This window comes from Haloarcula sp. DT43, assembly GCF_037078405.1.
GTDB classification, from domain to species: domain Archaea; phylum Halobacteriota; class Halobacteria; order Halobacteriales; family Haloarculaceae; genus Haloarcula; species Haloarcula brevis.
The window spans coordinates 137,428-150,927 of sequence record NZ_JAYMGZ010000001.1; the positions used below are offsets into that span (position 1 = coordinate 137,428).

17 protein-coding genes are annotated in these 13,500 nt (G+C 69.3%); 12 read left to right on the plus strand and 5 right to left on the minus strand.

What is annotated here, in order from left to right; genetic code table 11:
* Window positions 1-81 precede the first annotated feature (81 nt).
* The 4 genes from VI123_RS00735 (at window position 82) to VI123_RS00750 (ending at window position 2,051) form a co-directional block, all read left to right on the plus strand.
* Window positions 82-267, plus strand: a complete 186-nt coding sequence (locus VI123_RS00735; RefSeq protein WP_004515979.1) for a DUF5786 family protein — start codon at window positions 82-84, stop codon at window positions 265-267.
* Window positions 264-827, plus strand: a complete 564-nt coding sequence (locus VI123_RS00740) for an endonuclease dU (RefSeq protein WP_336336167.1) — start codon at window positions 264-266, stop codon at window positions 825-827. Before VI123_RS00735 ends, VI123_RS00740 begins: the two co-directional genes overlap by 4 nt.
* A gap of 159 nt (window positions 828-986) precedes the next feature.
* The gene (locus VI123_RS00745; protein WP_336336168.1) at window positions 987-1,397 is read left to right on the plus strand and encodes a RidA family protein; all 411 of its coding nucleotides are present in this window, start codon (window positions 987-989) and stop codon (window positions 1,395-1,397) included.
* A 66-nt stretch (window positions 1,398-1,463) separates the two neighbouring features.
* Window positions 1,464-2,051, plus strand: coding sequence for a uracil-DNA glycosylase (locus tag VI123_RS00750; protein ID WP_336336169.1), 588 nt, complete (start codon window positions 1,464-1,466; stop codon window positions 2,049-2,051).
* A 27-nt stretch (window positions 2,052-2,078) separates the two neighbouring features.
* Here VI123_RS00750 and VI123_RS00755 read toward each other — a convergent pair whose 3' ends face one another.
* Entirely contained in the window at window positions 2,079-2,444 is a 366-nt protein-coding gene (locus tag VI123_RS00755; protein ID WP_336336170.1) for a hypothetical protein, read from the minus strand.
* 140 nt (window positions 2,445-2,584) lie between these two features.
* Here VI123_RS00755 and hisH point away from each other — a divergent pair, with 140 nt between their 5' ends.
* From hisH to VI123_RS00770, 3 genes are read left to right on the plus strand one after another with little or no spacing between them, the layout of a single operon-like run.
* A complete protein-coding gene (gene hisH / locus VI123_RS00760) occupies window positions 2,585-3,232 on the plus strand; it encodes an imidazole glycerol phosphate synthase subunit HisH (RefSeq protein WP_336336171.1) in 648 nt (215 codons plus the stop codon).
* Window positions 3,233-3,256: 24 nt separating this feature from the next.
* Window positions 3,257-4,102: an SDR family oxidoreductase gene (locus VI123_RS00765; protein ID WP_336336172.1), complete on the plus strand. Its 846-nt coding sequence runs from the start codon at window positions 3,257-3,259 to the stop codon at window positions 4,100-4,102.
* Window positions 4,099-4,830 carry an acetoacetate decarboxylase family protein gene (locus VI123_RS00770; RefSeq protein WP_336336173.1) on the plus strand — a complete coding sequence of 244 codons (732 nt, stop codon included), beginning with the start codon at window positions 4,099-4,101 and terminating at the stop codon, window positions 4,828-4,830. The genes VI123_RS00765 and VI123_RS00770 overlap by 4 nt, the downstream gene beginning before the upstream one ends.
* A gap of 180 nt (window positions 4,831-5,010) precedes the next feature.
* Here the strand turns inward: VI123_RS00770 and VI123_RS00775 are convergent, their stop codons facing one another.
* Complete coding sequence (locus tag VI123_RS00775) at window positions 5,011-5,364, minus strand: hypothetical protein (RefSeq protein WP_336336174.1); 354 nt, start codon at window positions 5,362-5,364, stop codon at window positions 5,011-5,013.
* 111 nt (window positions 5,365-5,475) lie between these two features.
* Here VI123_RS00775 and VI123_RS00780 point away from each other — a divergent pair, with 111 nt between their 5' ends.
* Window positions 5,476-7,152 (plus strand): histidine kinase N-terminal 7TM domain-containing protein, encoded by a 1,677-nt coding sequence (locus VI123_RS00780; protein ID WP_336336175.1) that lies wholly within the window; start codon window positions 5,476-5,478, stop codon window positions 7,150-7,152.
* Between the two features lie 254 nt (window positions 7,153-7,406).
* Here the strand turns inward: VI123_RS00780 and VI123_RS00785 are convergent, their stop codons facing one another.
* Window positions 7,407-7,799, minus strand: a complete 393-nt coding sequence (locus tag VI123_RS00785; RefSeq protein WP_336336176.1) for a PIN domain-containing protein — start codon at window positions 7,797-7,799, stop codon at window positions 7,407-7,409.
* Complete coding sequence (locus VI123_RS00790) at window positions 7,796-8,035, minus strand: antitoxin VapB family protein (RefSeq protein WP_336336177.1); 240 nt, start codon at window positions 8,033-8,035, stop codon at window positions 7,796-7,798. Before VI123_RS00790 ends, VI123_RS00785 begins: the two co-directional genes overlap by 4 nt.
* Window positions 8,036-8,266: 231 nt before the next feature.
* Between VI123_RS00790 and VI123_RS00795 the strand changes: the two genes are divergently transcribed.
* Window positions 8,267-9,370 (plus strand): tRNA (guanine(26)-N(2))-dimethyltransferase, encoded by a 1,104-nt coding sequence (locus tag VI123_RS00795; RefSeq protein ID WP_336336178.1) that lies wholly within the window; start codon window positions 8,267-8,269, stop codon window positions 9,368-9,370.
* A 10-nt stretch (window positions 9,371-9,380) separates the two neighbouring features.
* Here the strand turns inward: VI123_RS00795 and VI123_RS00800 are convergent, their stop codons facing one another.
* Window positions 9,381-9,797, minus strand: coding sequence for a hypothetical protein (locus VI123_RS00800; RefSeq protein ID WP_336336179.1), 417 nt, complete (start codon window positions 9,795-9,797; stop codon window positions 9,381-9,383).
* 94 nt (window positions 9,798-9,891) lie between these two features.
* Between VI123_RS00800 and VI123_RS00805 the strand changes: the two genes are divergently transcribed.
* The 3 genes from VI123_RS00805 to VI123_RS00815 are packed head-to-tail and all read left to right on the plus strand — an operon-like array spanning window position 9,892 to window position 13,489.
* Entirely contained in the window at window positions 9,892-11,328 is a 1,437-nt protein-coding gene (locus tag VI123_RS00805) for an MATE family efflux transporter (protein WP_336336180.1), read from the plus strand.
* A 47-nt stretch (window positions 11,329-11,375) separates the two neighbouring features.
* Window positions 11,376-12,599 (plus strand): YihY/virulence factor BrkB family protein, encoded by a 1,224-nt coding sequence (locus tag VI123_RS00810; protein ID WP_336336181.1) that lies wholly within the window; start codon window positions 11,376-11,378, stop codon window positions 12,597-12,599.
* Complete coding sequence (locus VI123_RS00815) at window positions 12,596-13,489, plus strand: phosphatase PAP2 family protein (protein WP_336336182.1); 894 nt, start codon at window positions 12,596-12,598, stop codon at window positions 13,487-13,489. The genes VI123_RS00810 and VI123_RS00815 overlap by 4 nt, the downstream gene beginning before the upstream one ends.
* Window positions 13,490-13,500: the final 11 nt, after the last annotated feature.

Below are 13,500 nucleotides of genomic sequence, written 5' to 3' on the forward strand. Positions count from 1 at the left end.
GGAGAACGACGTGTTGGAAAGTCAACAGTCGGAAACCGGCGAGTGATTTTTCACTGTGAACGTCATAGTTGTACACGTACCATGGGGTTCGGGAGCTACGACGAGTCGGAACAAGACAATCAGGAGTACGACACAGACTTCGAGGACGAGGACGGCCTCGATGCTGAAGAAAACGCCCACGAGGGCGACATCGAATACGAGTTCACCGCGTCGAACGACGAACTACTCGACAGACTGGAAGACATCAAGGACAACCAGAACACGTGAAGTCCGGGGCGCGGGCCCTCGGTTTCGCGGAGTCGTATCGGGCGGAAACCAGCCAGTTCGCCGGCGCGGTCGTCCGCGCCAGCAGGGCGGTCGACGGCTTCGTTTTCGGCACCGCAACGGTCGGGGGGACCGACGCGACCGAGACGGTGTGTGAGATGGTCGACCGGCTGGACCGCGAGGACGTCCGCTACCTGCTGGTGGCGGGCATCGCGCCGGCGTGGTTCAACGTCCTCGACCTCCGGCGACTGCACGCGGAGACGGACCTGCCGGTCGTCTCGGTGACCTTCGAGTCCTCGCCGGGACTGGAAGGGGCCATCCGCGAGGCGTTCGACGACCCCGAGGCGGTGCGGGACCGACTGGCGACCTACCGCGACCAGCCGGCGCGCCGCCCGGTGTCGGTGAACGGCGAGACGGTGTACGCCCGGAGCGTCGGCATCGACGACAGCGCCGCCGCCGACGTCGTCCGCGCGTTCACGCCGGAGGGCGGCCGGCCGGAACCGCTCCGGGTCGCCCGACTGGCGGCGCGGGGCCTGGTGGAGACGGAGCGACCCGGCGACTGAGTTATCTATCGCTAAAGTATTCCGAAACCGGATTGAAACCGTATCTGAACGGCACTGGTTGCCACTACGCTATTAGCTATAGCCAAACACACACTGATTGTTCGATACGGTGTACGTGGGACCACGATGGCCGAAAGCAGAACGCGCGCGAGGAAGACTGTGGAACAGGTAGAGCGGACCGAACAGGACAACGTCGACAGCACCGTCACTCGGTACGAAGGCGACCAGCCGACGGACCGCAGCGTCTACGGGACGCGCCAGCAGGGCAGCCAGCTCGTGTTCTTCGACGGGCAGACCCCCGACAGGGAGACGGCTCGGAGCGGCGACGTCCAGGCGCAGACGCGTGACGCGCTCGACCGGGTCCGGACCATGGCGGCCGGGGCCGGCCTCGAACCGGCGGACCTGATGCGGACGACCGTGTACCTCACCGAGATGGACGAGTTACCGGCGGTCAAGCGGGCGTACGCGGAGTTCTTCGACGGACAGCGACCGTCGCGGACCGTCGTCGGCGTCGGGAGCCTCCCGAACGGCGCAGCGGTGCAAATCGAGGCGACGGCCGTAAAGCGGTAACCGCCGTCACCGTCGGACGCGACGGCGGACCGCCGCGTTTGATAGCCCCCGGCGCGAACGGCGGGTATGGAGCAGATGGACGGTCTCGACGTGGTCGACTGCGAGCGCTGTGACGACCTCTGCGTGTCGCGCTCGCGCATCGTCAACGGCGTCGGGCCCGCGGACGCGGACCTGCTGTTCGTCGGCGAGGCCCCCGGGGCGAACGAGGACGAACAGGGCGAGCCGTTCGTCGGTCGCAGCGGCGACGTGCTGGACGAGACGCTGCGCGAGGTCGGGCTGGACCGCGGCGACGTGCGTATCACCAACTGCGTGCGGTGTCGGCCGCCGGACAACCGCGACCCGCGGACGGCCGAACTGGCGAACTGCCGGGAGTACCTGGAGGCGGAAATCGACCGCGTCGACCCCGAGGTGGTCGTCACGCTCGGGAAGGTGCCGGCCGAGCACCTGCTAGAGCGCGACGTGGCCGTGACGGGCGAGGCGGGCGACGTGTTCGACGTGGCTATCGTCGGCGAGCCCCGCCGCGTCCTCGTCTCGGTCCACCCGGCGGCGACGCTGTACGACCCGAGCCAGAAAGAGACGTTCGAGGCGGCGCTCGAAACCGCCGCGGAGTTCACCGACGCCCGGAGCGGACAGTCGCGACTCGGCGAGTTCTAGCCCAGTCGGACACGCGGTTCGGAGCCGTTACGACGTCGCGAGGTCCATCGCCTCTGCCTTCGTGTCGACCAGCGAGATGTCGACGTCCGGAATCTCGCCGACCTGGCTCTTGAGCGCCATCTTCTTGATGCCCTCGGAGACGATGACCCAGGACGTGATGCCGAACTCCTTGCCGGCCTCCGCGGCCTCCTGGGCCCGCGCGAACACGTCCCCGTTCAGCGCCCCCTCCATCTGGAGGTTCGAGATGTGTGTGTCGACCGTCGGCCGTGCGGCGAGTTCCTCGAACCGTGCGTTGACTTCCGCGAACATCTCGTCTGTCAGCTCCATCTCCTTGGGAAACTCAGCGATGACAACGTTGCCGTCGACGTACAGAACGTCTTTGATATCGACCATCAACCACTGTACGTGGCGTATTGGTAAAACTGGACCAGGTAATTATCACCAGTGATATCTCAATGCCGCTGCGAGCGGGGTCGCATCGAAGGCTTGTTCGAACAGGAAGTCACTTATCTGCCGTCGGCGAAGGGGCGGGTATGAGTGTCAGACAGACGACCGCGGACGTGGTCGTCGTCGATTACGGGCTCGGGAACCTCCGGAGCGTCACGCGCGGCCTCGAACGCGCCGGCGCGGACGTGACGCTCTCGGAGGACCCCGCCGAGTTCGACGCGGCCGACGGCATCGTCCTGCCCGGCGTCGGGGCCTTCTCCGAGGGGATGGACAACGCCGGGCCGTTCCGCGAGGCGCTGGTCGAACAGGCCGAGGCCGGCACGCCGCTGTTTGGCATCTGCCTCGGGATGCAGATGCTGCTGACGACGAGCGAGGAGGCCGACCACGAGGGCCAGGGCGAGGCCGAGGGGCTGGACCTCATCCCCGGGCAGAACGTCCGGTTCAGCCGCGACCAGACCGTCCCGCACATGGGGTGGAACGAACTCGACGTGGTGCGGGACCACCCGCTCGTCGAGGGCGTCGACGGCGAACACGCTTACTTCGTCCACTCCTACTACGCAGTCCCCGACGACGAGAGCGCGACGGTGGCGACGACGGACTACGGCACCGACTTCGCCTCCATCGTCGCCAACGAGGCCGGCAACGTCTTCGGGACGCAGTTCCATCCGGAGAAGTCCGGGGAGACGGGGCTTCGCATCCTCCGGAACTACGTCGACTACTGCCTCGACCGCTGAGCGGTCGCCGCGGGATTCGTACGTATGGCTACAGGGGATTCTGTCGTCCTGCTGACCGGCGCGGCGTCGGGCATCGGTGCCGCGACAGCGCGGGCGTTCGCCGACGACGGCTGGACCGTCTACGCGACGGACGTCCGGACCGAGTTTCCGACCGCCGTCCGCGAGCGCTGTCGCTGTCTCGAACTCGACGTGACCGACGGCGAGCAGGTCGAGGCCGTCGTCGACCGGATTATCGCGGAGACCGGGCGACTCGACTGTCTGGTGAACAACGCCGGCTACGCGGTCGCCGGGCCCGCCGAGGACGTCGACGGCGACGACGTTCGCAAACAGTTCGACGTGCTGGTCCACGGGCCACACCGGCTCGTACAGGCGGTGCTCCCCGAGATGCGCGAGCGCGGCGGGCGCATCGTCACCGTCTCCAGCGTGCTGGGCCACACCGCCTCGCCCGGGCTCGGCGCGTACTCGGCCGGCAAGGCCGCCGTCGAGTCACTGACCGACGCGCTGCGGATAGAGGTCGCCGATACGGAGGGAGTCCACGTCTCGCTCGTCGAACCGGCGTGGGTCGAGACCGGCTTTGCCGAGGGCGCGCTGGAGGGGCTGCGCGACGCGAACCGGACGCCGACCTACGACCGGACCTACGACGCGCTGGAGGACGGCTGGGTGCTCACCGGCGGGCCGCTGGCGACGACGCCGGAAACCGTCGCCACGACGGTGCTGGCCGCGGCGACCGACGACCCGCCGAAGGCCCGCTACCCCGTCGGTGCCTTCGCGGCGTTCGTCCGGTGGACCCACTGGCTCCCGGCACGGTTGCAGGACCCGATTCACCGCGGGTTCGGCCGCGTGAGCGCGGCGCTGGGGCGGTGGCTGTGACGCGACTCTCCGACGGCGACCGGGTTCGGCTCTCGACGGGCCACGAGGTGACGCTCCCGCTGGTCACCGAGGCGACAGTCGCCGGCGCGGTACTCCCGGCGCGATACGACGTTGCGGCGTCGCTGCTGCCCGACGGACTGACGCCGGTCCGGGCGACGGCGCAGCGGGCCGCGGTCGTTGTCCTCTGTGTCGAGTACCACCGCATCGGCGACGACGCGATGGCCCCCTACGACGAGTTCGCGGTGATGGTTGCGGCGACGCCTGGGCGACGACCGCCGTTGCTGCCCCTGCTGACCCGCGCGGCCGGGGCCTACGTCTGGTCGCTGCCGGTGACGACCGAGTCCGCCCGCGCCCTCGGCGACGAAATCTGGGGCTACCCGAAGACGGTCGCCGACATCGACCATCGCGACGACGCGACCCGCCGCGAGACGACGGTCGTCGAGGACGGCGACCGCGTGGCGACGGTGGGAATCGACTGGCCCCGGACCTGGGCGCGCCGGGAGCGGATAGCGAGCTACGCGGTCCGGGAGGGGCGACTCGAACGGACGCCCGTCGCGTTCCAGGGGAAACTGGGGGCCGCGCCGCTGAGCGGGCGCGTCCACGTCGACCCGGGCGACCACGAGCGGGCCGACACGCTCCGCGCGCTGGACCTCGGCCCCCGGTCGGTGCTCCGGTTCTCGCTGGACGGACGGATTACGTACGGCGCTGGGCGGGCGGTAGAGCGGTAGCAGCGCGTGGCGGTAGTCAAGAGCAGTATGGAAGCCGTACCACAAGCGTACCGCGCCGGAGGCGCGGTTTCCCCGGACTCGCCGCACTGCGGCGAGTCCGGCCTTTTTCGCCCACGTTTTTGTACGGGGGTTGAGCGCTCGCCAGCGGCGAGCGCGAGGCCCCCGTGGAAAAAGGTGGGTTTACAGAAACTCCCGGACCTCGGAGTACCACATGTCGTGGTCGTCAACGGCGTCGATGGCCTCGGCGACGCGGACGGCGATGGCGTGCCAGCAGAGCTGGTCGGGGTCCTCGGCGTCGAGGTTGTACTCGCTGTCGGCGCAGGTACAGCCGCCGTCCTCGACGATGTACTCGTCGTCGTGGCCGACGACGACGGTGAAATCCCGGTACTGCTTGACCCGGCTCTCGCCGACGGCCTCGATGGCCTGGTGGCCGCGGTCGCCGTGGACGTCGACGATAGCCGACACTGCGTCGGGGGTCAGCTCCCCGGCGGCTTCGAGATCGGCCACCCACTCCTCAACTCCGGTCACAGCCATGCTACGGAAAGGGGTGACAAAACGGCGTCGGCTTCGAGACCCCCGGCGGGGAGTTATCAATGCTTGTACTGTGCCCAGAAGGGTAAACACGGAGCGGCGGCTTCGTCCGGCATGGACCTCCCGTGGCTGGCGCTTGGCTCGTTCGCCGCGGGACTCGGCTCGGTGTATCTGCTGACACGGCTCCGGACTCACTGGGGCAAGCCCGGCGCGCAGTGGTTCGTGGCGACCATCGTCACGCAGACGGGCTGGTGTTTCGCCTACGGGGCGGCGCTGCTCGTGTTCGACCCGACCCTTCGGCTCGCGCTGGAGATGGTCGCCTGGCTGGGCATCATCTGGATAGGCTTCTGTTTCCTCTCCTTTGCGCTTGGCTACACCGGCCGGACGAGCGTCCTGGAGAGCTGGTGGTACCGGGCCGTGGCGGTGCTCCCGCTGGCCGGCACGGCGCTGGTCGTCACGAACCCGCTCCACACCGTCGTCTGGGAGGGGTTCCGTGTCGTGCCGGTCGCCGGCAGCGCCGGGGCGGAGTACGCGGTTTTGCCGGTCGGACTGCTCACGATTATCGTCGCGATGCTGTTCGTCAGTTTCGGGACGCTGCTGGTGTTCGATACGGTCGTCAGCTACGGCCCGCTGTACCGACGCGAGGCGCTGGCGGTCGGCCTGAGCCCGATACCGCCCGGCGCTGCGGTGTTGCTGTGGGCCGGCGGCGTCGGGCCGGTGCCGGCGGTGAACCTGACGACGCTCATGTTCCTGCCCCACGTCGCCCTGGACCTGTACGCGTTCGTCCGCAGCGACATGTTCGAGTTCCACCCGGCAACCCGCCGGGCCGGCGAGCGGGCGGCCATCCACGACATCGCCACCCCGGTCGCCATCGTCGACGAGCAGGGTCGCGTGGTGAACCTCAACCCCGCCGCCGAGCGGATGCTCGCCGTCGACAAGCACGCGGCGCTGACGGAGCCGCTGAACGGCTTCCTGACGGGCGATACCATCGAGACCGACGGCGGGGAGTCCCGGCTCTCCATCGATACCGGGGGCCGCCACCGCGAGTGCAAGGTCCGACAGACGGCGCTGCGGGACGAGTCGGGCACCCAGTTGGGTTACACGGTCGTCTTTCAGGACATCACCGACGAAATCCGACGCGAGCGCCGCCTCGAAGTGCTCAACCGCTTTCTCAGGCACAACGTCCGCAACGAGAGCGTCGTCATCCAGGCCCGCGCGGAGCTACTGGCGGCGGAACTCGACGGCGAGCAGGCCGACCACGCGGCGACCATCGAGCGGTCGGTCACGCGCCTGGTCGACTCCGGCCAGAAGGCCCGCACCCTCGCCGAAGCGGGGGCCGGCGACGCGGCCCCCGAACCCGTCGTGCTGGCCGACCTCGCCGCCGAGGTCGTGGCGGCCGCCCGCGAGGAGTACGGCGGCTCGGTCGCTGTGGAGATACCCGACGACCTCCGGCTGACGACCCAGCCGGCCCTGCTTGAGATTCTGCTCGCCAACCTCGTCGAGAACGCCCTCCAGCACGTCCCGGACGCCGCAGTGACCGTCAGCGCCGCGGTCGAGGGTGACGACGTGGTGGTGACCGTCAGCGACGACGGCCCCGGGGTGCCGGACCACGAACTCGGCGTGCTGGAGCGGGGCCGTGAGACGGACCTGAACCACGGCAGCGGCATCGGCCTCTGGCTCGTCCGCTGGACGACCACGACACTTGAGGGGGACCTCGACTTCGACACGAGCGACGGAACGACGGCGACGGTGCGACTGCCCCGGGAGCGGACGGTCGCCGAAGCAAGATGAGTGTGGAATCGTCGTAGACAGCCGAGACAACCGACCGAGCAGCCTGCGACTACACAACCGACCAGACGCAGTGCCATTGCACAGCCGACATCGGGTGGGACTGAAAGGGCCGGGCGCTTTCTGGCCGTTCGCAGTAAGTCAGGTACCGCCAGAGAGGGTGTCATACAACGGCTCACATGGCCGTTCTTCGCTACCCGATTCGCTCAGTGCAACGAGCACAGGGATCACATCCGAAGTCAACCAGATACCGTCACTCAACGATACTCTTCAACGTCTACGACGCGCTTGGTCTCTTCGTGCGTGAGATCACTGTCATCGGAGACCACGGGTGCATCAAGTTCTCGGCCCACGGCGGCGATGAGACCGTCCATCCCGGCGAGGAACCGGCCTTGCGGTCCAACCTCGCTAGCGATTTCGCCGGCTATCTCAGCTGTTTCCTTGTCGGTCTCGTAAACCTCACCCCACGAAAGGTCAGCTGTTACCGCTGCGACATCGCCATCCGGGGCATTCCCCGCTCCGACAAGGACCTCGGCGTACGCTGGGGCCGGGATAATGAACCGTTCATCGTCATGGGCCAGTAGATACGCAGCGGTGGCGTCGACACCGTTGAGATAGTCGATGAGAAATGTCGCGTCGAGGACTTTCATTCGTCGTCCGCCAGTCGACGCATCCGGTCTTTCGACTTCTGCTTGGACTTCTTACGTGCCTCTCGGGCCCGGTCAGCCTGTTCGTCTGCCCACCGGCCGAACCCAGCCATGAGGTCGCGGTCGTCCGCAAGCATCCGCTGCAACACATCGTTATAGCTCTCGCCCTCCCGGCGGCGGCGGTCAAGTTCTCGCTTCACCGTGTCGCTAACTCGAATCTGCTCATCCGCGGTCGCCATTGGTACGTTGACGTTCGCGTTGACAGAGATTAATACTTGTGGGGCAAACGATGGAATCTCGCCGGGAACAGCTGCTGTTACCTGAAAATTCAATACGCACTCCTACTGAGCGGTCGATTCAGACTACAGTATCTGAAATCAACACCCTGTCAAAAGTTGTATGACACCCTGACCGCCAGACCCAACAGGCAGGTCCGAACGACTTAACGGCGCACGCACGGACCGGGGAGTATGCGCGTCAGTGAGGGCCGAGTGAGCGTCACGGTGCCGGAACAGCCCGACGCGGGGAAGGGCGCGGACGTGTTCTTCAACCCCGTTCAGGAGCTGAACCGCGACATCACCGTGGCGGCACTGCGGGCCTACCGAGAGCGAACCCCGCGCGTGTCGACGTATCTGGACGCCACCGCCGCAAGCGGTATCCGGGGCGTCCGCGCGGCGGCCAACGACTGGGAGACGACGCTGTGTGACATCGACGACGACGCGACGGCGCTGTGTGAGCAGAACCTCGAACGCAACGACCTCGCCGCATCGGTCCGGCGGTCGGACGCGAACGTGCTCATGCACTCGGAGGCGTTCGACGTGGTCGACGTGGACCCGTTCGGGACGCCCATCCCCTTCGCCGACGCGGCCGTCCAGGGGACCAAACACCTCCTCTGTGTGACGGCCACCGACACGGCCCCGCTGTGTGGGGCCCACTTCGAGAGCGGCGTCCGCTCGTACGGCGCGGTCCCGCGCAACACGGAGTTCCACGCCGAGATGGGGATGCGCGTCCTCCTGTCGGCGATGGTCCGCACCGCCGCCCGCTACGACATCGCCGCCCGGCCGATTCTCAGCCACGCGACGAAACACTACGCCCGGACCTACCTGGAGTTCGACCACGGCGCGAAAGTCGCCAACGACTGCATCGACGACCTCGGGTACGTCCACCACTGCCAGCACTGCCTCTGGCGCGACCACGAGCGCGGCCTCATCGCCGACGCTCCCGACGCCTGCACGGTCTGTGACGAACACCTCCAGACCGCCGGCCCCATCTGGCTCGGCCGGACCTGCGACCCCGAGTTCGCCGACGCCGTCGCCGACCACGTGACGGAGGAGATGGGCACCGCCGACGAGGCGATGGAGCTGCTGGCGACGCTCGGGGCCGAAATCGACACGCCGACCCACTACGACCAGCACCGCCTCTGCAAGCGCTGGGGCCGCGGCGCGGAGGCGATGGACACTTTCATCGAGAAACTGCGGGACGCCGGCTTCGACGCCTCCCGGACCCACTACGGCGGCACGACGTTCAAGACGGACGCCGACGTGGTCGAAATCCGCGAGGCGACGGCCGACTGAGCGAGGACGCTCACCGGCCGTTGGCCCGCCCGAGGCTCTCCCGGACCGCGGCGACGAAGTCGTAGCCCAGCAGGTACACCGGGCGCAGGAAGTAGTTCGCCATCCCCGCGAGGCCGAGCAGGCCCCCGATGGCCTGCATCTCGCCGGGCGTGGCCGACAGCCGCACGAGCAGCGCCAGGACCGTCACGAGCGGCGCGAGCCACAGCGACCGGACGACGCCGTCCACGTCGACGCCGGCGACGGGACCGAACCGGTCCGCGTCCGACCGGGCGGCGTACAGCACAGCGGTCAGTGCCAGCAGGCCCGCGATAATCGGCAGGGACGCGCCGCGGCCGGCGGCACCGAGGCCGATGGCCAGCGCTGCGGCGACGAGCAACAGGACCGTCACCCGCATCGTCCCGTGCCGGATGGCCGCTTCCGTATCCATATCCGGTCGTTGCGGCGGTGCTGTATAAACCCTGTGAGGGCGGCGTCCCTTTCTTAACACCTTTCGGGGCCGACCGCCAAGCGGGGGCGAAGACGTGCGTCTCACACTCAATCCAGTCCGTGGCGTCCTCCTGTTCGTCGGCGCGCTGCTGGCCCGAGCGGGACTCGTCGAGCGCGAACGGGTCCGCCGGGCGACGGCCCTGTCCTGGCCCCGCATCGTCACCGGGCTCGCCCGGATGTCGAAGTCGACAGTCGACGTGGCGATGGTCGGGCTGGCGCTCGGGCCGACGGCCATCGCCGGCGTCGGCTTCGCCGCCCCGTTCTGGGAACTGGTGTTCGCGCTGGGCGGCGGCGTCGCCGGGGGCACCATCGGCATGGTGTCACAGCGGTACGGGGCCGACGCCGACGAGGAGTTGGCGGTCACCGTCACGACCAGCGCGGTCGTCGTACTGGGGCTGACAGTGCCGCTCATGGCGGCGTACCGGGTCGGTCCCGGCCTGCTCGTCGACCTCGTCGGAACGGGGTCGACGGCCGTCGAGTACGGCCGCCAGTACCTGCGGGTCGTCGCGCTCGGGGTGCCCTTCGCCGCGCTGAACCTCATCGGCAGCCGGACGCTGGTCGGGGCCGACGACGCCTGGACCCCGATGCTGTTGCGGGCCGGCGGCGCGGTCGTCAACATCGCGCTGAACGCCCTGTTCATCTTCGGGTTCGGCCTCGGCGTCGTCGGCGCGGCGATGGGGACGGTCATCGCGAACGTGCTGGTCACGGTCGGGTTCGCGGTCGGACTGGTCCGTGGTGGCCTGCCGGTAATCGGCGCGTTCCCGGTCCAGGTGCCGATGGCACGGCCGTTCCTCGACCGTGAGTTGGGGTGGGACCTCGCGGAGACCGGCGCGCCGCTCGTGGGCGCGAACCTCGCGCGGACCGGGGCGCAGTTCCCGCGGCTGTTCATCGTCGGCCTGTTCGGGCCTGGCGTGGTGTCGGCCTACGTCGTGGCGCTTCGCGTCCGGGCGCTGCTCGATACGCCCAACTGGGGGCTGAGCCTCGCGTCCAGCAGCCTGGTCGGTCAGGCGCTGGGCGACGGCGACGAGGCCGAGGCGACCGTCTGGGCGGAGACGGTGCTCCGGCTGAGCGTCGGCGTCTACATCGTCGTCGCGGCGGCCCTGTTCCCGTTCTCGCGGGGCATCGCCCGCCTGTTCGTCTCCGACCCGACGGTGCTCCCGCTGGTGACGGTGTTCGTCGCCGTGGCGTGTGCCAGCGTCGTGTTCCGAGGGGTCGACGGCGGCGCAGTGGGGCCGCTCCGGGCCAGCGGCGACACACGCTGGCCGCTGTACTCCCAGTTGGCCGGGATGTACCTGTTCGCGCTCCCGCTTGCGTATCTCGGCCACGTCACCCCGCTGGGCGAACTCGCGCTGTACGCCTCGCTGGTCGTCGAGACGGCCGTGCCGGCGGCGGTGACCTACTACCGCTTCCGGTCGGGAACGTGGCGGGTCGTGAGCCGCTCGTACCGGCCCGACGCGGCGCTGGACGACTGAGGCGTGTCAGTCACAGTATATTTGCGACGCCGCCCCGAAGTGCTCGCGTGGACCGTACACGCGCCGTTTCCGTCGCCCGACACGTCGTCCGCACCGTCCGGGAGGAGGAGGTCTCCTTTCTCGCCGCCGGCATCGCCTACTACATGTTCGTCTCGCTGCTGCCGCTGTTGTTGCTGACGCTGGTCGTCGGCACGCTGGCGGGCGGCGAGGCCTTCGCCGAGCGAGTCGTCAGCGCCGCCGGTGACGTGCTGACGCCGGCGGCGTCGACGCTGCTCGAAGACGCGCTGACGAGCGGGGCCGGCCGCGGCGGCGCGACCGTCCTCGGCGTCGGCGTCACGCTGTGGAGCGCGCTGAAGGTGTTCCGCGGGCTCGATACGGCCTTCAGTCGCGTCTACGGGACCGACGGCCCGGATTCGATTGTCGGGGAACTCGTCGACGGGCTGGCCGCGCTGGGGGGCATCGGCATCGCGCTGGTCGGCCTCGGCGTCGTCGGCGCGTTCGGGACGGTCCTGGGCGTCCAGGTCGCGCTCGGCGGGCTCGCGCTCGTCCCCGTGCTGGCGGTCGCGTTCCTCCCGCTGTACTACCTCTTTCCCGACCAGGAGATGACGGTACGGAGCGCCGTCCCCGGCGCGGTGTTCGCCGGTATCGGGTGGACGCTGCTCGGGACGGGGTTCAACGTCTACGCCGCACAGGCCGACTCGTACCAGGTGTACGGCGTCGTCGGCGCGGTGCTCCTGCTCGTGACGTGGTTTTACTTCGCCGGACAGGTGCTGCTCGTGGGCGCGGCGGTCAACGCGGCGCTCGCGGACCGGCAACTACAACAGGTATCGCGCCGACGGTCCGGCAAAGCGATGAGTGAGGACGCTGACGACACGCCCCCGCCAGCCGGCCCGGGCGGCGGGGACGCCGACGCGCTGACCGACGAGGAACTCAGGGAACTGCGCGAGGAGTTCGAATCGTTCCGCGAGGACGTCGAGGACCGGACGCTCCACCGCGACGAGGTGCGGTCGGACCTCAAACAGTACGTCCGCCGGCGGATGCGCCGCGGGCACGCCCGGCAGTGGGGCCCCTACGTCGTCCTGCTGTACGGCACGGTGATGACGCTGGGCGCGTTCTACTACCTGCAGGGGCTGTGGGCCGTCCTGGCGATGCTGGTCGTCTGGCTGTCGACGCTGGGCCTCTACGCCGTGATGATTGCCGTCGGCGTGACGCTCACCGCCACCGGGCTCCCTGGGCGGCTCATCGACCGCGTGCGCGACTGGCGACAGTGATGCGGGCTGTCGGCGTCGCCGAGGTGCTGTCGGCCCTGCCCGGCGCGGTCGTCGTGCTGTTCGCGCTGGTCACCCAACTGGGGGACTTCTGGTTCACCTTCTCGGCGTGTGCGCTGCTGTACTGGCTGGGGCCGCGGACCCCGGCGCTCGGTCGGGGCCTCACCCGCGACCGGACGGCGATGGTGGTCGCGCTGCTCGCCGGCGCGGTCGCGCTCGCCGTCTCGCTGAAGGCGGTGTTCGCACTGCCGCGGCCGCCGGGCGCGGGGACGGCGACCCACGCCGACTTGGTGCCGGTGGCGCTACGGGGAGTCTACGAGTCGATGGCGACCGGCGAGGGCTACGGCTTCCCCAGCGGTCACGCGACCGTCTCGCTGCTCGTCTGGGGCGGGTTCGCGTGGGCGCTCCGGGTCGGCACCCGACGGAGCCGAACCGCGGTCGCCGCCGCCGTCGTCGGCCTCATCGGGCTCTCGCGGCTGGTGCTCGGCGTCCACTACCTCGCCGACGTGCTCGCGGGCTTTGCCATCGCCGGAACCTTCCTCTGGCTCGCGCTGGCCGCGCTCGGGACGCCCGAGCGGGTGTTCGGCCTCGCCGCCGCCGTCGCCGGGGTGGCGCTGCTCGTCGCCGGCCTCTCGCGGGACACTGGAGCGGCGCTGGGGCTGACCGTCGGTGGGGCCGTCGTCTGGTCGCTCGTCGGCGACTCGATTCCCGACCCGACCCGCCGCGGCGTCGCGTTCACCGTGTTGCTCGGCGTCGCTACGGTCGGCGTCCTCCTCGGCGGGACGCTCGCCCTCGAACCGACGCCGGGCGTCGTCGGGCTCGCGGCGGCGCTGGGGACCGGGCTGCTACTGGCGCTGCCGCTGGCCGGTGAGGGACTCGCGGAAAAATACTGAGACGGGAGCCG